Origin of the sequence: Mycobacterium sp. JS623 (assembly GCF_000328565.1) — a bacterium.
GTDB lineage: Bacteria > Actinomycetota > Actinomycetes > Mycobacteriales > Mycobacteriaceae > Mycobacterium.
This window is the reverse complement of the sequence record NC_019966.1, coordinates 486,249-508,070: the sequence shown is the minus strand read 5'-3', so window position 1 is coordinate 508,070 and position 21,822 is coordinate 486,249. Positions and strand designations below refer to the sequence as shown.

Below are 21,822 nucleotides of genomic sequence, written 5' to 3'. Positions count from 1 at the left end.
AGCTGCATCCGCCCACGTAGACTGGCGCTAACCCAAAGCCTTCACCCGGCTGACACCCCGACCACAGCACGATCGGAGTGCCATGCTTGCCATCTTGTTCGCGCACGCGGTCGCTACCGCGCTCGCTCCCCTGCTCGTCGCCCGCTGGGGCCGGATGGCGTTCTACCCGCTGACCCTCGTTCCGCTGGGCTCGCTGGTCTGGGTGGCGATGAACTGGCCCGGCCATCGTGGACCGACCACGGTCAACATCGAGTGGCTGCCCGAGCTATCGATGAACATCACCCTCCGATTCGATGCGCTCGCGGCGATCATGAGCGTGCTGGTCCTCGGCATCGGGGCGCTGGTCCTCTTCTACTGCACCGACTACTTCCACCATCACGACGGTCATACCGAAAAACGGTTGCCGAGTTTTGCCGCCGAGTTGGTCGCGTTCTCCGGTGCGATGTTCGGTTTGGTCTGCAGCGACAACATGCTGGTGCTCTACGTGTTCTGGGAGCTCACGACTGTCCTGTCGTTCCTCCTCGTCGGCCACTACGCCGAACGGGCCACCAGCCGCCGGGCCGCCACACAGGCGTTGTTGGTGACGACGTTCGGAGGGCTGGCCATGTTGGTCGGCATCGTCGTACTCGGCAACGTGTCGGGCACCTATCTGTTGTCCGAACTGATCGCCTCGCCGCCGACCGGCCCGGCCGCGTCGATCGGGATCGTGCTGGTGCTCGTCGGTGCGCTCGCCAAATCGGCCATCGTGCCGATGCATTTCTGGCTGCCCGGCGCGATGGCCGCCCCAACGCCGGTCAGCGCATATCTGCACGCCGCGGCGATGGTCAAGGCCGGCGTGTATCTCGTCGCGCGGATGAGCCCTGGCTTCGCCGACTCGCCACCATGGCGGCCCACGGTCGTGATCCTCGGTGTGCTCACCATGTTGTTGGCGGGCTGGCGCGCGGTGCGCGAACACGACCTGAAGCTGATCCTGGCCTTCGGCACGGTCAGCCAACTCGGGCTCATCACCTTGATGGTGGGTGCGGGCGGCCGCGATCTGATGCTGGCAGGTCTGGCGATGCTGTGTGCACATGCGATGTTCAAGGCGTCGTTGTTCATGGTCGTTGGCGTCATCGACCACGCCACCGGCACCCGCGACATCCGCAGGCTCGCCTGGCTCGGGCAACGCAGCCGGCCGCTGCTGATCATCGCGGTCGGCGCAACCGCGAGCATGGCCGCGCTGCCGCCGTTCCTCGGCTTCGTCGCCAAGGAGGCCGACCTCGAAACCGTCGCGCACGCACCGACACTCGGCGCCGCGGCGCCCTACGTGCTCGCAGGTATCGTTCTCGGCTCGGTGTTCACCACCGTCTACAGTTTGCGATTTTTGTGGGGGGCCTTCAGCCGCAAAGGGTTACCGCAACCGAGCAAGCGGGTGGCCGAAATGCACCGTCCGGTAAGCAGTTTCCTGATCGCACCCGGGATCTTGGCCGTCGCGGGACTGGTATTCGGCGTCTGGCCCGCGGGCCTGGACGACGCGCTCGACGGCTACGCCGAGACCGTGCCCGGCGGGCAGCAGTACCACCTCGCGCTCTGGCACGGATTCGGCACCCCGCTGCTGCTTTCGGTTCTGGTGTTGGCGGTCGGCACGGCAGCCTACTTCGGCCGCGACCGGCTCTGGTGGCTGCCGACCGTGCGCCAGCCGCTTGGAAACGCCGACCGGATCTACGACGCCGCGCTGCGGGGCCTCGATCTGATGTCGGTGCGGCTCACCGCATTCACGCAACGCGGATCGATCCCGGCCACCCAGTCGGTGATCCTGTCCACGCTGGTGCTGGTGCCCGTCATCGCCCTCGCGCTCGGTGCCCGCGACCGCCCGTCCTTCGCGTTGTGGGACTCACCGCTGCAGGTCGTGGTCGGGCTGTTGATGCTGGCTGCGGCGTTGGGTGCGACGGTGATGCGCAACCGGCTGGCGGCGGTGCTGCTGGTCGGTGTCACCGGCTACGGCTGCGGCGCGATCTTCGCGTTCCACGGCGCGCCAGACCTGGCGCTGACCCAATTCCTTGTCGAGACACTGACTTTGGTGATCTTCGTGCTAGTTTTGCGCACGCTGCCCGCCGAAGCCGACCGCCAGAACATCAAGCGATACCGGATGCCGCGCGCACTTCTCGCGCTCGCCGTCGGCGCAACGGTCACCACGTTGGCGGTGTACGCAATGGCGGCTCGCACCGGCACCCCGATAGCCGCATTGCTGCCCGACGCGGCGTACTACCGCGGACACGGCGCCAACACCGTCAACGTCCTTCTGGTCGACATCCGCGCCTGGGACACCCTCGGTGAAATCTCGGTACTGCTGGTCGCGGCGACCGGCGTTGCATCACTAGTGTTCCGGCACAGGCGTTTTGGGGCAGCACCCCGCGTCGCCGACGCTGGCCGGCCCGACGTGGGTCGGCTACCCGACATCGCGATCAGCCCGGCAGCTGGAGACGTGACATGGTTGCGCGGCAGCGAATTGCGCGATCCGCGGCATCGCTCGCTGGTGCTCGAGGTCGCCACCCGGATGATCTTCCCGCTCATCATGGTGTTGTCGGCGTACTTCTTTTTCGCCGGGCACAACACGCCGGGCGGTGGATTCGCGGGCGGACTCACTGCGGGGCTCGCGTTGGTGCTGCGGTATTTAGCCGGCGGCCGTTACGAACTCGGCGAGACGCTGCCGTTGGATGCGGGAAAGATCCTCGGCGTCGGCCTTGGCCTGTCGACCGGTACCGCGGTGGCCTCCCTTCTGGTCGGCGCACCGGTGCTGTCGTCGGCGCTGGTTCAGATCGACGTGCCGGTGCTCGGCACCGTCAAGTTCGTCACCGCGTTGTTCTTCGATCTCGGCGTCTACATGATCGTTGTCGGCCTGGTGCTCGACGTGCTGCGCAGCCTCGGTGCGCGAGTGGACGCCGACCTCGGTGAACAACGGCAGAAGGTGGCCGCATGACCACCTTCCTGGTTCCCCTGGCACTCATCGGTGGGCTCACTTCCGTTGGGGTGTACCTGCTGCTGGAGCGCAATCTGACCCGAATGTTGTTGGGGCTGTTGCTGATCGGCAATGCGATCAACCTTCTGATCCTGACCGTCGGGAGCGCGTCGGGAAATCCGCCGATCCGCGGTCGCACCAGCGACGGCGACACCACCACGGCTGACCCGTTGGCACAGGGCATGATCCTGACCGCCATCGTCATCACCATGGGGATCGCGGCGTTCGTGCTGGCGCTGACGTATCGGTCGTATCGGTTGAACACGGTCGAAGAAGTCAGCGACGATCCCGAGGACACCAGGGTCTCACAGCTCGCCGGAAAGGACGGCGCCGTACTGGAAGACGACCGCCCCCAACCCGACATCGCGAAGGACACCGACGCACCGGACGAGCTCGACGCCCTGCCAGGGCTGGAGGGGTCGCGATGACAGCCTCTGGAGTGTTGACGCCACTGCCCGTGCTGATCCCGTTGATCGGCGCCGCGCTGACCCTGTTCGCAGGCCGCAGACCCCGGCTTCAGCGAGCCATCACCCTTGCCGCGCTGTGTGTAGTGGTCGCGGTGTGCGCCGGGCTGCTCTACCTCACCGACCGCAACGGCACGCTGGTGCTGCAGGTGGGCGGATGGGGACCGACGACGGCAGGCATCGGCCCGCTGGGCATCACGCTGGTCGTCGACCGGCTGTCGGCCCTGATGCTCGTCGTGTCGTCAATTGTGTTGCTGTGCGTGGTGTTCTACGCGATCGGGCAGGGCATCCGCGACGGCGATGAACGGCAACCGGTTTCGATCTTCCTGCCCACCTATCTGGTGCTGTCGGCGGGCGTGTGCACGGCTTTCTTGGCAGGTGACCTGTTCAACCTGTTCGTCGGGTTCGAGGTGTTGCTGTCGGCGAGTTTCGTGCTGCTGACAATCGGCGCCAGCAAGGACCGCGTCCGCGCGGGCATCGCCTACGTGATGGTCTCAATGGTTTCGTCTCTGGTGTTCCTGTTCGGCATCGCGTTGGTCTACGCCGCCACCGGCACACTGAACCTGGCCGAGTTGGCCGTACGGCTCGACAGTGTGACGGCAGGCACCCGCACCGCGCTGTTCGCGGTGCTGCTGGTCGCGTTCGGCATCAAGGCGGCGGTGTTCCCGCTGTCTACATGGTTGCCGGACTCCTACCCCACCGCGCCTGCGCCGGTCACCGCTGTGTTCGCCGGCCTGCTGACGAAAGTCGGTGTGTACGCGATCATCCGGGCACACTCGCTGTTGTTTCCCACCGGCGGACTCGATCCGCTGTTGTTGGTGGCGGCGCTGCTGACAATGCTGATCGGCATCCTCGGCGCGATTGCGCAGAGCGACATCAAGCGTCTGCTGTCCTTTACACTCGTCAGCCACATCGGGTACATGGTGTTCGGCATCGCGTTGTCGAGTCAGCTCGGCATGTCGGGTGCGATCTACTACGTCGCCCACCACATCGTGGTGCAGACCACCCTGTTCCTGGTGGTCGGATTGATCGAGCGGCAGGCGGGTGCGTCGACGCTGCAGCGGCTCGGTGGGCTTGCCGCCGTCAGCCCGCTGCTCGCCTTCCTGTTCGTCGTGCCTGCGCTCAATCTCGGTGGCATTCCCCCGTTTTCCGGGTTCATCGGCAAGGTGGCGCTACTCGAGGCGGGCGCCCAAAGCGGCTCGTTGCTGGCGTGGCTGCTGGTCGGCGGCGGCGTGCTCACCAGCCTGCTGACCTTGTATGTGGTGACGCGGGTGTGGACCAAGGCGTTCTGGCGGTCTCGTGAAGACGCCCCCGAGGGCCATCTATCCCGCGCCGCGCCTTCGGTGCTGCTCGACGAACCCGAGGATATTCAGTTCGTCGACCGCGATCACGTCGGCCGGATGCCGGTGGGGATGCTGTTGCCAACGGGCGCTCTGATCGCGGTTGGCCTGACGTTGACGGTGCTCGCAGGGCCGATCTTCTCCTACAGCGGTCGGGCCGCAGACGAGGTGCTCGACCGCAACCAATACATCTCGGCGGTGTTGGGCAGATGAGACGGATAGCGCTGCGCGTGTGGGTACTGGTCTGGCTGATGCTGGTGTGGATCCTGTTGTGGGGCACGGTTTCTGCTGCCAATATCCTGTCCGGCTTGGCTGTCGCGCTGATCGTCACCTTGCTGTTGCCGCTGCCGCCGGTCCCGGTCGAGGGGCGGGTGCACCCGCTCTCGCTGCTTGGGCTGGTCGGCCTGGTGGGGTGGTATCTGCTGCTGTCGTCGCTGCAATTGGCGATGCTCGCAGTCCGGCCGGGCCCGCCGCCGCTGTCCGCGGTGCTGCGGGCACACATGGCGATCAAGTCGGATCTGGTGTTGGCGCTCGCGGTCAACATCATCAACCTCACGCCGGGCACCATCGTGCTCGAGATCGACCAGGTGCGCCGGATGATCTACGTCCATGTGATCGACGTCGGATCCGACCGCGCGGTCCAGAGGTTCTACCGGCAGATCGCACAGGTGGAGCGGCTGCTGATCGCGTCGTTCGAGCGCGAAGAGCATTGGCGGCCGGCGGCGGAAAGGGAGCGCGCATGATGACTTCCCGAAGACGACCGCGAGTGAGGACCGCAGCGAGGAACGAGCGAGGACCGGAGCGACCGGGAGTCGAGGCATGACAACCGTCTGGATCATCGCCGCAGTCATGCTCACCACCGCCGCCGTCCTCACTATGTTCCGGCTGCTGGCCGGTCCGAGCACGTTGGACCGGCTGGTCGCGCTTGACGCTCTTGTCGCGGTGACGATGTGCGCGATCGGCACGTGGGCGGCGTTCAGCCTCGACACCACCGTGACCTACGGCCTTACCGCGCTCGCGTTGATCAGCTTCGTCGGCTCAGTCAGCGTCGCCCGATTCCGGGTGCCCGACAAGCTGCGCTCAGCACGGAGACCGCAATGAGGATGCTGGACATCGCCGCGGCCGTGCTGGTGCTCGGCGGCTCGACGCTGGCACTGACCGCGGCGATCGGCGTGGTGCGCTTCCCCGACACCCTGACCAGAATGCACGCAGCCACCAAGCCGCAGGTGCTGGGCCTCTTGCTGGTCTTGGCCGGCGCGGCGATCCGGCTGCGCGGCAACGCCGATGTCGGCATGGTCATCCTCACCGGATTGTTCACATTGATCACCGCGCCCGTCGTCGCCAACCGCGTCGGTCAACTCGCGTACCGCGAACAGAACATTCGTGATGACCTGCTGACGAAAGACGAAATGCATGAGTTCGCCGAAAACAGGGAATCCGGTGCCAATGGCCAGAACTGACAATGACAGCTGGGACATCACCGAGGGCGTCGGACAGACCGCACTCGGTGTGGCGATGGCGCGCGCCGATGAGACGGCGACCGGCTGCCCATTGTTCAGCGACCCGTTCGCGCAACTGTTTCTCGACGCCGCCACCGAACGCGGATGGCAACGACCTCCGCCGTACATGGTCGAGCGGATTCGCTCCATCAGCAGCTACGCGGCGTCGCGCACCAAATGGTTCGACGAGTTCTTCATCGCCGCAGGCGCCAACGGCATCGACCAGGCGGTGATCCTGGCCGCGGGCCTCGACGCCCGCGGCTGGCGGCTGCCGTGGGTGGACGGCACCGAGCTCTACGAGATCGATCAACCCAAGGTGCTCGAGTTCAAGGCACAGACGCTGGCCCAGCATGACGCCAAGCCCAACGTTTTCCGTTACGTCGCGGTCCCGGTCGACCTGAGGCAGGACTGGCCAAAAGCATTGCGCGACGCGGGATTCGACGCGACCAAAGCCACGGCGTGGGCGGCAGAAGGATTGCTGCCGTATCTGCCCGCGGCCGGGCAGGATCTGCTCTTCGAGCGGATCGACGAACTCAGCGCATCTGGCAGTCGCGTCGCGGTCGAGTCGTTCGGCCGCGGTTTCTTCGACCGGGATTACCTGGCAAGCCGTCGCGAACAAATGCGCCGTCTGCGTGAACAGGCGGGCGAGGACCCCGACGCGGACGCCCCTGATACCCAGGACCTGTGGTATCTCGAGGATCGCACGGACGTGGCCGACTGGCTGACCGGCCACGGCTGGCAGGTGTCCGAGATCGAGGCCCGCGACTTGATGACCCGGTACGGCCGCTGCACCCCAGACCAGGATGAGGCCACGATTCCCCGGTCGGTGTTCATCGAGGGCCATCGGATCTGTTGAGGAAGGCGACGACGTCGGCAAGCCCTCGGCTCACCGCCGCGCAAGCTGCCTTCGACGGGTTTCATTCCGACAGCTGGAACTCCACCATGGCGGTGACGGTCTCCACCGCGTCGCGCAGCGCCGTGACCCGGTCTGCGACCGTGGGCGCCGACAGCACCGCATACCGGTCGGCCTGCCCCATCGGAACGCGGGAAGCCAACGCGTACAGCCACATTGCCGCATCACCGGAGTCGTCGGCGCCGACAACGATATCCCTGGGATCGACCTCGGCCCCGCGGGCCCTTGCGATCCGCTCGAACAATGCGATCATCCGGTCCTCGATGTCGCGGATCGCGTCGGCGTCGACCGCCGCGCCGGGCTGGTCGGGCCACACCTCGACGGCAGCCCGTGGATAGGGATCGTCGGGATGCCATTCGAGCACCCGGATACGCTCGGCCATCACACAGCGCAGCCGGTAGCGGCCGTCGCCGAAATCAGCGCACTCGGTGATGTGGGCCATCGCACCGACATCGCTGCGGGTGTCGCCGCCGCCGACCTCGCGGCCTGCCGAGATCAGCACCACGCCGAACGCCGGATCCTCGGTGGCCAGGCAGTCGGAAACCATTGCGGTGTAACGCGGTTCGAAGATTCGCAGCGGCAGCTCCTCGCCGGGCAGCATCGCCACCTCGAGCGGGAACATCGGCGTGATGAGCACTACTAGATGTCCAGCTCCGCAACCAGCGAGTCGACCACGGCACGCAGATCGCCGTCGTGCTCCTCGGCGACCCTGCGCTGACGCTGGTAGGAACCACCCGAGGAGTAGATGTCGGACACCGCGGCGAGCTCGTCGGCACAGTTCAGCGATTTGGCAACCGGCTCAAGCTTGTTCAGCAACTCGTCGAGGTCCTCGGTCACCAGCCGTTCATTGCTGTCGGCGTCCTGGATGATGACGGCATCGAGGCCATAGCGTGCCGCGCGCCACTTGTTTTCCTGCACATGCCAGGGCGGCATGGTCGGCAGCCGCTCACCGGCGTCGAGGCGATGGTCGAGGTCGACGATGAGGCAATGAGTCAGCGCAACCAACGCTGAGAGCTCGCGAATGTTGGAAACCCCGTCGAAGATCCGCACCTCGACCGTCCCCTTGTGGGGCGAAGGCCGGATGTCCCACCGGATTTCGTTCATGTGGTCGATGATCCCGGTCTTCTTCTGGTCGTGCACAAAGCCTTCCCACTCCGCCCAGGTCTGGAAGTGGAACGGCAAACCGGCCGTCGGCAGCTGCTGGAACATCATCGCCCGGTTCGAGGCGTAGCCGGTGTCCTCGCCATCCCAGTACGGGGAGGACGCCGAAAGCGCCAACAGATGCGGATAGTGGTTGAGCAACGACGTGTTGATGGCCATCACCTTGTGCGCCGACGAGATGCCCACGTGCACATGCACGCCCCAGATCAGCATCTGCCGTCCCCACCATTGGGTGCGCTTGATCAGCTCGGCGTAGCGCGGTGCATCGGTCAGGCTGCCGGGCGACCACTTCGCGAACGGATGCGTCCCTGCGCAGAACAGTTCCATGCCGCGCTCTCGGACGATCTTGCGTGCGGCCCTCAGCGTCGACCGCAGATCATCCATCGCCTCCGGCACGGAATCACAAATGCCGGTGACGATCTCAACGGTGTTACGCAGCAGTTCCTTGTGAACGTGCGGATTGTTTTCGCCGAGTTCGACTATCACTTCCGCGGCCTCGTTGCTGACGTCGCGGGTCTCGGAGTCGACGAGAGCGAACTCCCACTCGACGCCAAGGGTCGGCCGGGGCGAGCCGACGAAGTCTATATGGCCGGGGTGGCTAGCCGGTGCCGATGACACCGCACGCCACGCGCTTTCCGGCGTCGCCGGTGGCCAGGGTGGTCTCGTCCGGCGGCGGCGCACCATTCACCTGCTGGTAGCGCTCCGGCGGGATGTTGGCGAAGTTGTCCGCCTTCTCGTGAATGATGATCGCAGTCTTGGCGCCGCCGAGCAGATCCTCGGCCGTGAACGCATCCGTCGTCGTCACCAGCTTCGCGGTGCCGTCCTGTCGAACTTGAAGTGACGCCAGGTCGCCGCTTGCGGGATGGCCGGTGTGGCCCGCCTTCTGGAAATGCGCACCCGCGGAATTGAAGTCGCCGGGCGCGCCGCCTGTCGGTGCAACGGAGTTGGCCTCGCACTTACCGACGGCGTGGATGTGCATACCGTGGAAACCCGGCGTCAGCTTGCCTGGCGTCGTGGTCTCGACCGTGACGGTGGCGAAGCCGCCCGCGAACTCGATGTCCGCGGTGGCAACCGTGGTGCCGTCGGCCAGCTTCAGCTGCGTCGTGAGTTTCTCGCCCGCCGCGGGGGCCGGCGTCTCGCCGTGTCCGCCGCCCTGCGCCTCGCTGGGTGACGCGGACGGTGCGGGCGAGCCGGTCCAGACCGACGGCGTAGTGCCGGGTGAGGTGGCAGTCGGTTCGTTCGGGCTGCACGCGCTCAAGGCGACGGCCGGAACGGCGAAGAAGGCAGCAACAGCGACGGTCTTCAGCATGCGCAAGAGCCTAGCCGGTGACCGCCACGACCACGCCCGGCGGTTGCTCTGTCAGTTCGGGCAGTCGCGCCTGCACCGGTGCCTGCAGCAGCTTGCCCACTTCGTCGGCGGCTTCGTGCTCCCCTGGCGCGTCGCTGAAGAACACCGTGGTTGCCGACACCTCCGGCAGTGTCAGGTTGCCGGTTTCGGTGACGTTCCAGCCGGCTTCCCTCAACCTGTTGGCGGTGCTTTCGGCTGCGCCCTCGGTCGACGAGATGTTGTAAACGCGCACGTCGGCCTTCGCAGGAGCGGGTGTCGCAGATGACGTTGCCGAGGGCGGGGTGCTGACAGTGCTGGTGGCGATCGACGACTGGTCGCCCTCAGAGTCGCCTGAGCCCATCGCCTGGAATCCAACCAGCAGGAACACCACACCCAGGAACAGCAGCACCATGACCATGGCGCGCAAAGGCAGCCCGGAGGAATTTCGCTGATTCATTACCGCCCACTCTATCGAGAGAGGGAACCCAGACCCGAAAGCTCAGGTGACGTCGAAGCCCAGCCGACGAGCCGCGCGGGCCTTCTGCCGGCTGGCCCGCAGTCGCCGCAGCCGCTTGACCAGCATCGGGTCGGCTGCCAGCGCCTCGGGGCGGTCGACAAGGGCGTTGAGCACCTGGTAGTAGCGGGTGGCCGACATCGAGAAGAGCTCCTTGATGGCGTCTTCCTTTGACCCGGCGTATTTCCACCACTGGCGCTCGAAGGCCAAGATGTCATGCTCGCGCCGAGTCAGCCCATCGGTGAGATCAGAGTCGTCCCCGGATTGCTCAGTCCGCGCGATCGCGCCGTCCATATTGCCCCTGGACCCTTCCCCACACTCGAAATAACAACGTTGCTGTTTCGGCGATCATTCAACCACGGGTTTGGAAGCCGAAGCGTTACCCAACCCCGCGAGTCGGGTGAGAAGGATTGCCGACTTAAGCTTCCCCCGTGGCTGTCGTACCCATCCGAATCGTGGGAGATCCCGTCTTACACACTGCGACCGAACCGGTGACCGTTAACGGCGACGGTTCGCTACCCGACGATGTCGTGGCGTTGATCAACGATTTGTACGAGACGATGGACGCCGCGAACGGGGTTGGACTGGCCGCCAACCAGATCGGCGTTGCCAAGCGGGTATTCGTCTACGACTGCGCCGACGAGCGCGGGCGGACGGCACGCCGTCGCGGAGTCGTTGTCAATCCGGTGCTCGAGACGTCCGAGGTGCCCGAGACCATGCCGGACCCCGACAACGACGACGAGGGCTGCCTTTCGGTGCCTGGCGAATCGTTCCCGACGGGCCGGGCCGACTGGGCGCGGGTCACCGGCCTGGACGCTGACGGCAACCCGATCACGATCGAGGGCACTGACCTGTTCGCGCGGATGCTGCAGCACGAGACCGGTCATCTGGATGGCTTCCTCTATCTGGATCGGCTGGTCGGCAGGCATGCGCGCAGCGCGAAGCGGTCGGTGAAGTCGCACGGCTGGGGGGTGCCGGGGCTGAGCTGGATGCCGGGCGAGGACCCGGACCCGTTCGGTCACTAGCCCGTGGTTGATGTCGGCGCCCGTGTGGTGGTGCGGTACCGGTTGCCTGCCGGGTCGGTGCCGCCGCTGACGGACGTCATCGGACACTTGGAGGCTATCGGGCCGACGCTGACGGTGCGCACCAAACGCGGTGAGGCTGTTGATATTTCCGCTGACGACGTGGTGACAATCAAGGCGCTCGCCGCGGCGCCGGTGCGCACCGGCGACATCCGCAACCTCGAGCATGCGGCGGCGTTGGCGTGGCCGGGCGTGGACCATTCTTGGGTCGGAGGCTGGCTGTTGCGCTTCGGCCACGGCATCACTCGGCGGGCGAATTCCGCTGTCCCGCTTGATGTTTCTGGTGCCGGCGTTGTTGGAGCGGTCATCGACTGGTATGCAGCCAGAGGGGTGGCGCCGCTGGTGGCGGCGCCGGACCGACTGTTGCGCCTCCCGCCGGGCGTCCCGACGGATGCCGAAACGGTCATCATGTCAGGCGAATTGGATTTCGCGTCCCGTGCCGTCGACATCGCGGGCGCGCCAGACGACGACTGGTTGCGGCTGTACCGGCGTGAGGTGCCGGTCGACGTGTTGACGGCGGTGATCGGGGGCGTGGTGGCGTTCGCGTCAGCTGCCGGCGCGGCAGTGGGCAGGGCGGCTGTCACTGAGGCGCCCGACGGCACGCGATGGGTGGGGTTGTCGGCGGTGCACGTCGTCGAGGAGGCGCGGCGGCGAGGTCTGGCGCGCGATGTGTGCGCGGCGCTGTTGGCCTGGGGCGGGGAGCAGGGCGCAACGCGCGCCTACGTGCAGGTGCTCGCGGACAACACCGCTGCCTCACGGCTTTACGAGTCGATGGGCTTTTCCGAGCACCACCGCTCGCGATACGTCGACGCACGTAGCCTGTAACCCATGCGGCTGGCGACGTGGAACGTGAACTCGATCCGCGCCCGCGTCGACCGCGTGGTCGACTGGCTCGAACGGGCCGACGTCGACGTACTGGCCATGCAGGAGACCAAGTGCTCCGTCGAGCAGTTCCCCGTGATGCCGTTTCTGGCGGCCGGATACGAGGTCGAGCACTGCGGCTTCAACCAATGGAACGGAGTGGCAATCGCGTCGCGGGTAGGACTCGACGACGTCCAGGTCGGCTTCGAAGGCCAGCCCACCTGGAGCGACAAGCCCGACGTCGAGGCCGCGGCTGAGGCCCGAGCACTCGGCGCCACATGCAACGGCGTACGGGTGTGGAGCCTGTACGTGCCCAACGGGCGGTTCGTCGGCTCATCTCACTATGACTACAAACTGGAATGGCTTGCTGCACTTCGTAATACGGCGCACCGCTGGTTGACCGAGGATCCATCGGCCCAGATCGCGCTCGTGGGCGACTGGAACATCGCGCCCACCGACGAGGATGTCTGGAGCCCGGAGTTCTACGCGAACAGTACGCATGTCACGCCGCCTGAGCGTGCGGCGTTCAACGCGATAGTCGACGCCCAATATGTCGATATAGTGCGCCCATTCACGCCGGGACCCGCGGTCTACACCTACTGGGACTACACGAAACTGCGATTTCCCAAGAACCGCGGCATGCGCATCGACTTCATCCTGGGCTCACCGGCATTGGCCGCCCGCGTCACGCACGCCGAGATCGTCCGCGAGGAGCGCAAAGGCAAGGCCCCGAGCGACCATGCACCAGTCTTGGTGGAGTTGACATAATGCATTGTGCCTGCGGCTATGGCGTAATACCGCGAGTAGTTAACGCGCTCACCGCAGAGTCAATGCAGGTTTAGCCGAACAGGGGCAACGCCCGCTTGCGCGCCAACGCGTCCATCCCGCGCTGGATGCTGTCCTGCACCTCCCAGTACTTCTCATCGAGGTACTCGTCGTCATCGGCGCGATCGGGTTGGCGGTCCAGCTCGATTGCAGGCATGAGCCGCGTCCGGATCTTGGCTGGCAATGGGAACTGCGGCAGCGCCGCAGGTGCAATCCCCCACGGCAGCGAAAGTGCGATCGGAAACACCTTGAGCCGCAATAACTTATCCAATTGCAACCGGCGAGATAGCTGATCGCCACGAATCAGCACCGGCATCGCGTCCGCTCCACCGACCGTCGCGATCGGCACGATCGGCACCCCGGCGCGAATAGCCATCTTCACGAATCCCTTGCGGCCAGCCAGGTTCGCGCGGTCGCGTTCAGCCCACGGTCGCAGCGAGTCGACTTCACCACCCGGCCAGACCGCCACATCGCGGCCCTCCGCCAACGCGGTGGCCATCGAGTCGGGTGCGGCCGGCAGCACCCCCATCGCCCGGAAGTATCGACCTACCAGGGGCATGGCCATCAGCACGTCATGCGCGGTGCCGTGCAACGGCCTGTCCTGGCCGAACCGCCGCCACCAGTGCACGCCCACCGTCCACGCGTCCCACACGAACGGCGCGCCCGAGTGAATGCCCACCAACAGCACCGGCGGATCCGGCAAGTTTTCCCAGCCGTCGAATTCCATCCGGAACCAATAGTCGACGAGGAAGTTCCAGAAATACTTCTGCCGTTGCATGGTGGCCTCGTCCGGGCCGTCGAGCGCCCACTCACCTGCGCGCTCGTTCAGCCAGCCAACCAGGCCGTCCTCCTGCTGCCGCCGCGCATTTACCCGCTCTCGGGCCTCGCTCGCATGCCGTTCTGCCTGCTGCCTGACCTCCTGCGGCCTGCTATCAACTGTGCTGCCCATGGGCCACGGTTACCCGCATGCACCACCGGCCTAACCCGCGCGCCAGAAGCGTGCTTCCACTACGCCTCGTTGTCGGCGTTGTCCTCGGTGCCGTAGCGGCCGGGGTTGAAGATCGACGCCATCGCACCGATCAGCATCATCACGGCCGCCGCGCTGAACACCACCACCAGGCCCGAATGGAATGGCTCGGTGATCAGGTGCGGGAAGAAGGTCTGACCGGTCAGCACGTCGGCGTTCACGCCGGGCTGTTGCAATGCGCCCGAGGGGGCCAGCAACTCGGCCATCGGGTTGTAGCCGAGGAAGGCCGCAAACAGGCTGCCGACAGGCGGCAAATTCGCCACGTCGTGCGCGACGGTTACAGAGACACCTTGCTCCTGCAGCCCCGAGCTCATCGCTGAAGGAAGCGTGTGGGCCAGCCCAACGATCATGAGCGAGAAGAAGATCCCGATCGACAGCGATGAACCGGCGTTGAAGAACGTCGCGCGCACGCCGGAGGCCGCACCACGCTGCGCGGCAGGCACGCTCGACATGATCGCCGCCGTGTTGGGTGCGGTGAAGATGCCGCCGCCGAGGCCATTCAGGAAGACCAGGATCGCGAACACCCAGTAGTTGAAGTTCACCGGGATCATCACGAGCGCGATGAACGCACCCGCCATCAGCAGCATGCCGCCGACCGTGAAGACCCGCGCGCCGAAGCGGTCCGCCAGCGATCCGGCCATCGGCGCAGCGATCAGGAAGCCGAAGGTCGCCGGCAGCAGATAGATCCCCGCCCACAGCGGCGTCGACTCAAAGCTGTAGCCGTGCAACGGAAGCCAAATGCCCTGCAACCAAATGATCAACATGAACTGCAGCCCGCCACGGCCCACCGACGACATCAGCCCCGCCAAGTTGCCCATGCCAAATGACGCCGACCTGAACAGCCGGAGGTCCACCATTGGCTGGGCGACCCGCAGCTCGATGAGGCAGAACGCGACGAGCAGCAACACGCCAAACAGGATCGAGCCGAGCACCCACGGGTTCGTCCACCCCGTCGTCGAATCCCCATACGGCTGAATGCCATACGTGATTCCGGTCAGCATCACCGTCAGGCCGATCCCGAACGTGAGCGTGCCTGCCCAGTCCAGCCGCCCCGGCGTCCGGACGCCGAGTTCCTTCAGCGACCGGTAGCTCCAGATCGTGCCGAGCACTCCGATCGGCACGCCGACCCAGAAGATCGCCTGCCAGTGAATCTCCGACAGCACGCCACCAATCAGCAGGCCGAGGAACGACCCCGCGACGGCGGCCACCATGTTCACCCCCAGCGCCATACCGCGTTGGTTCGCCGGGAACGCGTCGGTGAGTATCGCCGCCGACGACGCCATCAGCATGGCGCCACCGACCCCCTGGATCACCCGCCAGCCGATCAGCCACAGCGCGCCAGGACCCATGTGAAACGGATCGAAGGACAGCGCGACGGCCGCAACCGTGAAGACCGCGAATCCAAGGTTGTAGATGCGCACGCGGCCGAACATGTCGCCCAGCCGACCGAAGAACACCACCAGCACCGCGGTCACGACGAGGTAGCCCATCAGCATCCACAGCAGGTAGCTGACGTTGGCCGGCGCCAGCGGGTTCAGCCCGATGCCACGGAAAATCGCGGGCAGTGAGATGAGGACGATCGAGGCGTTGATCGACGCGAGCAGCATGCCCAACGTGGTGTTGGACAGCACGATCCACTTGTAGAACGGGTGGTCGTGGTCCATTCGCCGCCGACGGTCAGCCGTCTCGGCCATCGCCGTGTCGACATCCGCCACTACCTGGGTCTTCGTCTTCTCTATCTCAGTCGTCATCTATTCGCTTACGTATCCATGGCGCAGCAATCGGCGCAAAACACATATATTAGCTATACAAAGCAACCGGGAGCAATTCCGTATTCCCACTGGCCGCCCGCGTCACGGCTGCGCTAGCCTGCATACTGTCCACACACACGGGAGCGCACACCCAGTGCGCTGAGAGGACAGCTGGGGCTGTCGACCGTACGAACCTGACCGGGTAATGCCGGCGTAGGGAGTATGACTAAAAATGACGCTGCTTGATTCCGCTTCTGTTTCTGTCACCACCGGCCCGATCGTGGGCAGCACCAAGATCTACGTCGACGGGGTTCCGTTTCGGCGGGTGAATCTGACCAACGGCGAGTACCTGGATCTGTACGACACCTCCGGTCCGTACACCGATCCGGACGCGGAGATTGATCTGCACCGAGGCTTGTCGCCGCGCCCCGGTGTTGTCCGCGAAGAGGGCACGCAGTTGCAGCGCGCCCGTAATGGTGAGATCACCGCGGAGATGGCGTTCATCGCCGCCCGCGAAGGCATGCCCGCCGAGCTGGTTCGCGACGAGGTCGCCGCCGGTCGCGCGGTGATCCCGGCCAACCACAACCACCCGGAGAGCGAGCCGATGATCATCGGTAAGGCGTTCGCGGTGAAAATTAATGCCAACATTGGCAATTCGGCTGTCACAAGCTCCATCGCCGAAGAGGTCGACAAGATGGTGTGGGCTACGCGCTGGGGCGCCGACACCATCATGGATCTGTCGACCGGCCGCAACATCCATGAGACGCGCGAATGGATCCTGCGCAATTCGCCGGTCCCCGTCGGCACCGTCCCGATCTACCAGGCCCTCGAAAAAGTCAATGGCGATCCCACCCAACTCAGCTGGGAGGTCTACCGCGACACCGTGATCGAGCAATGCGAGCAGGGTGTGGACTACATGACCGTGCACGCCGGCGTGCTGCTGCGCTACATTCCGCTGACCGTCAAGCGCGTCACCGGCATCGTCAGCAGGGGCGGCTCGATCATGGCGGCCTGGATGCTGGCGCATCACAGCGAGTCGTTCCTCTACACGAATTTCGCGGAGCTCTGCGAGATCCTGGCCCGCTACGACGTCACCTTCTCGCTGGGTGACGGCCTGCGTCCAGGCTCGATCGCCGACGCCAACGACGAGGCGCAGTTCTCGGAGCTGAGAACGCTTGGCGAGCTGACCAAGATCGCGAAAGCCCATGGCGTGCAGGTGATGATCGAGGGGCCGGGCCACATCCCCATGCACAAGATCGTCGAGAACGTGCGCCTCGAAGAGGAGCTCTGCGAGGAGGCGCCGTTCTACACCCTCGGCCCGCTGGCCACCGACATCGCGCCCGGCTATGACCACATCACCAGCGCCATCGGGGCCTCGATCATCGCCCAGGCCGGCACCGCGATGCTGTGCTATGTCACACCCAAGGAGCACCTGGGCCTGCCGGACCGCAACGACGTCAAGGTCGGCGTGATCACCTACAAGATCGCTGCGCACGCAGCCGATCTCGCGAAGGGGCACCCGCGTGCGCAGGAGCGTGACGACGCATTGTCAAAGGCCCGCTTCGAGTTTCGCTGGCACGACCAGTTCGCGCTGTCACTCGATCCGGACACCGCGCGCGAATTCCACGACGAGACACTGCCCGCGGAGCCCGCCAAGACCGCGCACTTCTGCTCGATGTGCGGGCCGAAGTTCTGCTCGATGCGCATCACCCAGGACATCCGCGACGCGATGGCAGAGAAGTCCAGGGAGTTCGCCGAACACGGAAACCAGGTCTATCTACCCTTGGCTACATGAACTTCCTGCCCCTGACCCCGCCGGGCCAGACCCCGCTGCGGGTGCTGACCATCGCCGGATCCGACTCCGGCGGTGGTGCCGGACTACAGGCCGATCTGCGGACGTGCGCGCTGCTCGGTGTGCATGGACTTGCGGCGGTGACTGCCGTGACCGTACAGAATTCGTTGGGCGTCAAGGGGTTTCACGTAGTTCCGGAAGAGACCATCGCAGCGCAGATCGAGGTGGTGGCCACCGATATCGGGGTGCAGGCGGCCAAGACCGGGATGCTGGCGTCGAAGGAAATCATCGCGACAATCGCAGATACCTGGCGCACACAAGGTTTGGCCGGAAACGTGCCGCTGGTGGTCGATCCGGTCTGCGCTTCGATGCACGGCGACCCGCTGTTGCATCCGAGTGCACTGGATTCCTTCCGTACTGAGCTGTTCCCGCTGGCGTCGTTGATCACACCGAATCTCGATGAGGTCCGGCTACTCGTCGATATCGAAGTGGTCGACGAACAATCGCAGCGTGAGGCCGCCCGAGCGCTACACGCGTTCGGTCCAGAATGGGTGCTCGTCAAGGGCGGTCACCTGCGATCGTCAGCGAACAGCCCCGACATGTTGTTCGACGGCACCGACTTCCATCAGTTCGACTCTGAACGGGTGCACACCGGCCACGACCACGGGGCCGGCGACACCCTTTCCGCGGCCACGGCGTGCGCGCTCGCGCACAACTACTCGATGCCCGACGCCGTCGCGTTCGGGAAACAATGGGTCACCGAATGTCTGCGCGCCGCATACCCATTGGGCCACGGCCACGGTCCGGTGTCGGCACTGTTCAGACTCAACTCATGACAATCGAGGAGATCGCCGGCGTCGCGCACGAGCCCAAAGGCAAAGCCAAGGGTGCAGTCGTGCTGACCCACGGCGCGGGCGGTAGCCGGGAGTCACCGCTGCTGATCAGGATCTGCGACGAGTGGGCCAGCCGCGGCTGGCTCGCCGTCCGGTACAACCTGCCGTACCGGCGGCGACGGCCCAAGGGGCCGCCGTCCGGCTCGGCAGCCACCGACCAGGCCGGCGTCGTCGAGGCCATCGAGTTGGCCCGCACGCTGACGAAGGGTCCGGTCGTCGCGGGCGGCCACTCCTATGGCGGCCGGATGACGTCGATGGTCATCGCCGATGAGGCCGCCGCCGTCGACGTGCTCACACTCTTCTCGTATCCGCTGCACCCGCCGGGCAAGCCCGAGCGCGCCCGCACCGAGCACCTGTCGCGCATCACGGCGCCGACGGTGTTCACCCATGGCACCGCCGATCCGTTCGGCACCATCGATGAACTGCGCCCCGCCGCGGCGCTGATCTCCGCCGCGACCGAGCTCGTCGAAATCACCGGAGCCCGTCACGACCTGGGCTCCAAAACCCTCGATGTCCCGGGGTTGGCGGTCGACGCCGCACTACGGTTGCTCGGGTGAGAGCGCTCCCGCCCGACCCGAAACGGCCTGGCGGGAGCAACGGCTGGGCGATCGCCGCGTTCGTGCTCGGCATCCTCGGCGGCATCATCCTCAGCGTGATCTTCGCGATCTTGGCCTTGGTGCAGATCCGGAGAAGTCACCAGCGCGGCCGCGGACTGGCGATCGCGGCGCTCGTCATCTCGGCGATGTGGATCGTGGTCATCGGCTCGGTCATCGCGTATGGGGTGTCCGCACAAGGGAAGTCGGTACGGGCCGCCGACCTCAACACCGGAGACTGCGTCAAGGAAGCCTACGACGACCACATGCCGACCTGGGTGAAGCGGGTGCGCTGCGACCGGCCCCACTACGGCGAGGTGTTCGCAATCCTCACCCAGCCCGACGCGACTGTCGCCGACTGCGGATCAAAGTTCTTCGACTACGCACCGAACTCGCCGGAGGGCCCCGCGTTTCGGGTCGCGTGGGCAAACCGCGACGGGTCCATCGTTTGCATCGCTATGTCGAGGCATGAACGGTGGTCATCGCTTCGCGATTGACGCTAGGGTCAGCGCGTGAGTACACCGCCGAGCAATCCCCCGCCATACGGCGAACCGCCGCAGGGACCGTATGGCCAGCCGGCCCAAAACCCTTACCCGCCGCAACAGGGCGGATACCCACCGCCCCCGGGCGCGTACCCACCGCAGCCCCCTCCCGGCGCGTACCCGCCGCCTGCTCCTGGCGCGTACCCTCCTGGCGATTACCCCCCGCCCCAGCAGGGCGCATATCCGCCTCCTCCCCCGCCACTGCCCTACGGGGAGGCGCCTTCGCTCGGCGCCTACGGTCCACCACCGAAGAAGACGCGGTGGGGCTTGATCATCGGCCTGATCGTCGGCGTCTTCGCGCTGATGGCCATCGCCGTCATCGTCTTCGTGGTGATCATCGGCAAGGGCACGGTCACCGCCACGGACGTGAAAGTCGGCGACTGCCTCAAGGAGATACCGGGTAACACCCGCGTGCTGACCGTCGACACCGTCGGCTGCGACCAGCCACACGCCGGCGAGGTTTTCGCGGTACTGCTGATGCCCGAGGGCGACTTTCCAGGACAGTCCGCGATCGAGGCCTATCAGAACAAGTGCGAACCCGCGCTGGCCACGTATGCACCCAACGCGATGACCGACAACACGGTCCAGCTGTACGTGCTGTATCCGACAGCCGAAACATGGTCGCAAGGCGATCGGGCGGTGACGTGCGTTGCGACTCTGGATCCGCCGCGAGCCGGGTCGCTGAAGCACTGAGCCGGTCGGCAAAGTTTCCGGTACCTGAGGTACCGTCTTGCGCATGACTTCGGAGCTTTACGACGCGGTCATTGTGGGAGCCGGCTTCGGCGGCATAGGCGCAGGCATCCAGCTCAAGCGGATGGGCTACCACAATTTCGTGATCCTGGATCGCGAGGATGACCTAGGCGGAACCTGGCACGTCAACCGCTACCCAGGCTTGGCCGTCGACGTCCCGACCACCACGTACTCGTACTTCTTCGAGCCAAACCCGAACTGGTCGCGACTGTTCTCCACCGGTGGAGAGATCAAGCAGTACGCCGACGACGTCGCCGACAAGTTCGACATCCGCAGGCATATGCGCTTGCGCACCGTCGTCGAGGGTGCTCGCTGGGACGAGGAAGCCAGCGTATGGAAGGTCACGCTGGCCGATGGCGACGTGTTGTCCACGCGATTCCTGATCACCGCCACCGGCTTCCTGTCGCAGCCGAAGGTGCCAGACATCCCCGGCGTGATGGACTTCGCGGGCAAGGTCATCCACACCACCGCGTGGGACGACGAGTATCCGCTGGCCGGCCGCAAGGTCGCCGTCATCGGCACCGGTGCCACCGCTGTCCAGCTCATCCCCGAACTGGCGAAACGGGTTGCCGACCTGACCGTCTACCAGCGCACCCCGATCTGGGTGGTGCCGAAGATCGACATTCGCTTCGGTGACCGAGCCAAGCGGCTGTTCGCCCGAATCCCGTTGACACAGCGCGCGATTCGCTGGCTGACCGACTCGATCTACGAGGTGATGATCAACACCGCGATCATCCACCACCGGCACTTTCGCAGGCTCAACATCGCCGCCGCAGACCTGTCGAAGATGCACCGCTTCGCGTCGATCCGCGACAAGGAGCTGCGCCGCAGGCTCACCCCGGACTACGACTTCGGCTGCAAGCGGCCGACGTTCTCCAACGGCTACTACCGCGCCTTCACGAAGCCGAACGTGCATCTGCAGACCGACGGCATCACCCGCATCGAGGCCGACGGCATCGTCAACGCCGACGGCTCGAAGACGGTCATCGACACCCTGGTGCTGGCCACCGGCTTCGACCTGTGGGAGGCCAACTTCCCCGCCATCGAGGTCATCGGCCGGGAGGGCCGCAACCTCGGAAAGTGGTGGCGTGAAACCAGATTCCAGGCGTACCAGGGCGTGACGATGCCGTACTTCCCGAACTATCTGAGCCTGGCCAGTCCCTTTGCATTCCTCGGGTTGAACTTCTTCAACACGATGGAGTATCAGATGCGGCACATGGACCGGCTGTTCGGTGAGCTCAAGAAGCGCGGCGCCACGACCTTCGAGGTGACCGAGGACGCCAACACCCGCTACCGCGACCGGATGACCGACCTGCTTGGCGATTCGCTGTGGACGATCGGCAACTGCGCGACGTCGCGGTCCTACTACTTCAACCCGCAGGGCGAGCCGACACTGCTGCGGCCGATGTCAACAAGCAGGGCGATCAAAGAGGCATCGGATTTTCCGTTGAGCGACTACCAGATTGCGTGATCAGAGAGGGCCAGCAGCT

General features: G+C 65.6%; 23 protein-coding genes and 1 riboswitch. Of the genes, 16 read left to right on the top strand and 7 right to left on the bottom strand.

The features are described 5' to 3' along the window. The first annotated feature begins 82 nt into the window (after positions 1 to 82). The 7 genes from MYCSM_RS02285 to MYCSM_RS02255 all read left to right on the top strand — a co-directional run bounded on the left by MYCSM_RS02285 (position 83) and on the right by MYCSM_RS02255 (position 7,157). A complete protein-coding gene (locus MYCSM_RS02285; RefSeq protein WP_015304511.1) occupies positions 83 to 2,959 on the top strand; it encodes a Na+/H+ antiporter subunit A in 2,877 nt (958 codons plus the stop codon). After that, positions 2,956 to 3,426 (top strand): Na(+)/H(+) antiporter subunit C, encoded by a 471-nt coding sequence (locus MYCSM_RS02280; RefSeq protein WP_015304510.1) that lies wholly within the window; start codon positions 2,956 to 2,958, stop codon positions 3,424 to 3,426. The genes MYCSM_RS02285 and MYCSM_RS02280 overlap by 4 nt, the downstream gene beginning before the upstream one ends. Beyond that, positions 3,423 to 5,015: a Na+/H+ antiporter subunit D gene (locus tag MYCSM_RS02275; protein WP_015304509.1), complete on the top strand. Its 1,593-nt coding sequence runs from the start codon at positions 3,423 to 3,425 to the stop codon at positions 5,013 to 5,015. Before MYCSM_RS02280 ends, MYCSM_RS02275 begins: the two co-directional genes overlap by 4 nt. Then, positions 5,012 to 5,545 carry a Na+/H+ antiporter subunit E gene (locus tag MYCSM_RS02270; protein ID WP_015304508.1) on the top strand — a complete coding sequence of 178 codons (534 nt, stop codon included), beginning with the start codon at positions 5,012 to 5,014 and terminating at the stop codon, positions 5,543 to 5,545. Before MYCSM_RS02275 ends, MYCSM_RS02270 begins: the two co-directional genes overlap by 4 nt. Positions 5,546 to 5,621: 76 nt before the next feature. Further along, entirely contained in the window at positions 5,622 to 5,903 is a 282-nt protein-coding gene (locus MYCSM_RS02265; protein WP_015304507.1) for a monovalent cation/H+ antiporter complex subunit F, read from the top strand. Next, positions 5,900 to 6,262, top strand: coding sequence for a monovalent cation/H(+) antiporter subunit G (mnhG, locus tag MYCSM_RS02260; protein ID WP_015304506.1), 363 nt, complete (start codon positions 5,900 to 5,902; stop codon positions 6,260 to 6,262). Before MYCSM_RS02265 ends, mnhG begins: the two co-directional genes overlap by 4 nt. Next, positions 6,249 to 7,157: an SAM-dependent methyltransferase gene (locus tag MYCSM_RS02255; protein ID WP_015304505.1), complete on the top strand. Its 909-nt coding sequence runs from the start codon at positions 6,249 to 6,251 to the stop codon at positions 7,155 to 7,157. The genes mnhG and MYCSM_RS02255 overlap by 14 nt, the downstream gene beginning before the upstream one ends. Positions 7,158 to 7,218: 61 nt before the next feature. On the opposite strand, the gene MYCSM_RS02250 is transcribed toward MYCSM_RS02255, so the two are convergent. Genes MYCSM_RS02250 through MYCSM_RS02230 form a run of 5 tightly spaced genes read right to left on the bottom strand, consistent with a single transcriptional unit; the run spans position 7,219 to position 10,510 of the window. Continuing rightward, positions 7,219 to 7,851, bottom strand: coding sequence for an LON peptidase substrate-binding domain-containing protein (locus tag MYCSM_RS02250; protein ID WP_085976550.1), 633 nt, complete (start codon positions 7,849 to 7,851; stop codon positions 7,219 to 7,221). Between the two features lie 2 nt (positions 7,852 to 7,853). Further along, on the bottom strand, positions 7,854 to 8,993 hold the full coding sequence (locus MYCSM_RS02245; protein ID WP_015304503.1) for a glutamate--cysteine ligase: 1,140 nt from the start codon (positions 8,991 to 8,993) through the stop codon (positions 7,854 to 7,856). Then, a complete protein-coding gene (gene sodC, locus MYCSM_RS02240; RefSeq protein ID WP_015304502.1) occupies positions 8,974 to 9,684 on the bottom strand; it encodes a superoxide dismutase[Cu-Zn] in 711 nt (236 codons plus the stop codon). Before sodC ends, MYCSM_RS02245 begins: the two co-directional genes overlap by 20 nt. A 10-nt stretch (positions 9,685 to 9,694) precedes the next feature. Continuing rightward, complete coding sequence (locus MYCSM_RS02235; RefSeq protein ID WP_015304501.1) at positions 9,695 to 10,159, bottom strand: LytR C-terminal domain-containing protein; 465 nt, start codon at positions 10,157 to 10,159, stop codon at positions 9,695 to 9,697. 42 nt (positions 10,160 to 10,201) lie between these two features. After that, entirely contained in the window at positions 10,202 to 10,510 is a 309-nt protein-coding gene (locus tag MYCSM_RS02230) for a DUF3263 domain-containing protein (protein WP_015304500.1), read from the bottom strand. Between the two features lie 137 nt (positions 10,511 to 10,647). On the opposite strand from MYCSM_RS02230, the gene MYCSM_RS02225 reads away from it, so the two are divergent. Genes MYCSM_RS02225 through MYCSM_RS02215 form a run of 3 tightly spaced genes read left to right on the top strand, consistent with a single transcriptional unit; the run spans position 10,648 to position 12,927 of the window. Further along, positions 10,648 to 11,241: a peptide deformylase gene (locus MYCSM_RS02225; RefSeq protein ID WP_015304499.1), complete on the top strand. Its 594-nt coding sequence runs from the start codon at positions 10,648 to 10,650 to the stop codon at positions 11,239 to 11,241. 3 nt (positions 11,242 to 11,244) lie between these two features. Further along, a complete protein-coding gene (locus tag MYCSM_RS02220; RefSeq protein WP_015304498.1) occupies positions 11,245 to 12,123 on the top strand; it encodes an N-acetylglutamate synthase, CG3035 family in 879 nt (292 codons plus the stop codon). A 3-nt stretch (positions 12,124 to 12,126) separates the two neighbouring features. Next, entirely contained in the window at positions 12,127 to 12,927 is an 801-nt protein-coding gene (locus tag MYCSM_RS02215) for an exodeoxyribonuclease III (protein ID WP_015304497.1), read from the top strand. 70 nt (positions 12,928 to 12,997) lie between these two features. On the opposite strand, the gene MYCSM_RS02210 is transcribed toward MYCSM_RS02215, so the two are convergent. Both MYCSM_RS02210 and MYCSM_RS02205 read right to left on the bottom strand, forming a co-directional pair. Then, on the bottom strand, positions 12,998 to 13,933 hold the full coding sequence (locus tag MYCSM_RS02210; protein WP_015304496.1) for a lysophospholipid acyltransferase family protein: 936 nt from the start codon (positions 13,931 to 13,933) through the stop codon (positions 12,998 to 13,000). A 59-nt stretch (positions 13,934 to 13,992) separates the two neighbouring features. Further along, positions 13,993 to 15,762, bottom strand: a complete 1,770-nt coding sequence (locus MYCSM_RS02205) for an MFS transporter (protein WP_015304495.1) — start codon at positions 15,760 to 15,762, stop codon at positions 13,993 to 13,995. A gap of 127 nt (positions 15,763 to 15,889) precedes the next feature. After that, positions 15,890 to 15,999: riboswitch (TPP riboswitch) on the top strand. On the opposite strand from MYCSM_RS02205, the gene thiC reads away from it, so the two are divergent. The 6 genes from thiC (at position 15,995) to MYCSM_RS02175 (ending at position 21,803) form a co-directional block, all read left to right on the top strand. Beyond that, complete coding sequence (thiC, locus tag MYCSM_RS02200; protein WP_015304494.1) at positions 15,995 to 17,557, top strand: phosphomethylpyrimidine synthase ThiC; 1,563 nt, start codon at positions 15,995 to 15,997, stop codon at positions 17,555 to 17,557. Its footprint overlaps the riboswitch before it by 5 nt. Then, on the top strand, positions 17,554 to 18,390 hold the full coding sequence (gene thiD / locus MYCSM_RS02195) for a bifunctional hydroxymethylpyrimidine kinase/phosphomethylpyrimidine kinase (RefSeq protein ID WP_015304493.1): 837 nt from the start codon (positions 17,554 to 17,556) through the stop codon (positions 18,388 to 18,390). The genes thiC and thiD overlap by 4 nt, the downstream gene beginning before the upstream one ends. Continuing rightward, complete coding sequence (locus MYCSM_RS02190; RefSeq protein WP_015304492.1) at positions 18,387 to 19,004, top strand: alpha/beta hydrolase family protein; 618 nt, start codon at positions 18,387 to 18,389, stop codon at positions 19,002 to 19,004. Before thiD ends, MYCSM_RS02190 begins: the two co-directional genes overlap by 4 nt. After that, positions 19,001 to 19,537, top strand: a complete 537-nt coding sequence (locus MYCSM_RS02185; RefSeq protein WP_015304491.1) for a DUF4190 domain-containing protein — start codon at positions 19,001 to 19,003, stop codon at positions 19,535 to 19,537. Before MYCSM_RS02190 ends, MYCSM_RS02185 begins: the two co-directional genes overlap by 4 nt. A gap of 15 nt (positions 19,538 to 19,552) precedes the next feature. Then, positions 19,553 to 20,275, top strand: a complete 723-nt coding sequence (locus MYCSM_RS02180; protein ID WP_015304490.1) for a septum formation family protein — start codon at positions 19,553 to 19,555, stop codon at positions 20,273 to 20,275. A gap of 43 nt (positions 20,276 to 20,318) precedes the next feature. Beyond that, positions 20,319 to 21,803 carry a flavin-containing monooxygenase gene (locus tag MYCSM_RS02175; protein ID WP_015304489.1) on the top strand — a complete coding sequence of 495 codons (1,485 nt, stop codon included), beginning with the start codon at positions 20,319 to 20,321 and terminating at the stop codon, positions 21,801 to 21,803. The last annotated feature ends 19 nt before the right edge of the window (positions 21,804 to 21,822 follow it).

Bases quoted from the DNA above. Each gene is read 5' to 3' on its own strand.
- MYCSM_RS02235 (WP_015304501.1), bottom strand. From the start codon at position 10,159: ATGAATCAGCGAAATTCCTCCGGGCTGCCTTTGCGCGCCATGGTCATG.
- MYCSM_RS02230 (WP_015304500.1), bottom strand. From the start codon at position 10,510: ATGGACGGCGCGATCGCGCGGACTGAGCAATCCGGGGACGACTCTGAT.
- MYCSM_RS02210 (WP_015304496.1), bottom strand. From the start codon at position 13,933: ATGGGCAGCACAGTTGATAGCAGGCCGCAGGAGGTCAGGCAGCAGGCA.
- MYCSM_RS02285 (WP_015304511.1), top strand. From the start codon at position 83: ATGCTTGCCATCTTGTTCGCGCACGCGGTCGCTACCGCGCTCGCTCCC.
- sodC (WP_015304502.1), bottom strand. From the start codon at position 9,684: ATGCTGAAGACCGTCGCTGTTGCTGCCTTCTTCGCCGTTCCGGCCGTC.
- MYCSM_RS02205 (WP_015304495.1), bottom strand. From the start codon at position 15,762: ATGACGACTGAGATAGAGAAGACGAAGACCCAGGTAGTGGCGGATGTC.
- MYCSM_RS02270 (WP_015304508.1), top strand. From the start codon at position 5,012: ATGAGACGGATAGCGCTGCGCGTGTGGGTACTGGTCTGGCTGATGCTG.
- mnhG (WP_015304506.1), top strand. From the start codon at position 5,900: ATGAGGATGCTGGACATCGCCGCGGCCGTGCTGGTGCTCGGCGGCTCG.
- MYCSM_RS02280 (WP_015304510.1), top strand. From the start codon at position 2,956: ATGACCACCTTCCTGGTTCCCCTGGCACTCATCGGTGGGCTCACTTCC.
- thiC (WP_015304494.1), top strand. From the start codon at position 15,995: ATGACGCTGCTTGATTCCGCTTCTGTTTCTGTCACCACCGGCCCGATC.
- MYCSM_RS02215 (WP_015304497.1), top strand. From the start codon at position 12,127: ATGCGGCTGGCGACGTGGAACGTGAACTCGATCCGCGCCCGCGTCGAC.
- thiD (WP_015304493.1), top strand. From the start codon at position 17,554: ATGAACTTCCTGCCCCTGACCCCGCCGGGCCAGACCCCGCTGCGGGTG.
- MYCSM_RS02275 (WP_015304509.1), top strand. From the start codon at position 3,423: ATGACAGCCTCTGGAGTGTTGACGCCACTGCCCGTGCTGATCCCGTTG.
- MYCSM_RS02175 (WP_015304489.1), top strand. From the start codon at position 20,319: ATGACTTCGGAGCTTTACGACGCGGTCATTGTGGGAGCCGGCTTCGGC.
- MYCSM_RS02190 (WP_015304492.1), top strand. From the start codon at position 18,387: ATGACAATCGAGGAGATCGCCGGCGTCGCGCACGAGCCCAAAGGCAAA.
- MYCSM_RS02265 (WP_015304507.1), top strand. From the start codon at position 5,622: ATGACAACCGTCTGGATCATCGCCGCAGTCATGCTCACCACCGCCGCC.
- MYCSM_RS02255 (WP_015304505.1), top strand. From the start codon at position 6,249: ATGGCCAGAACTGACAATGACAGCTGGGACATCACCGAGGGCGTCGGA.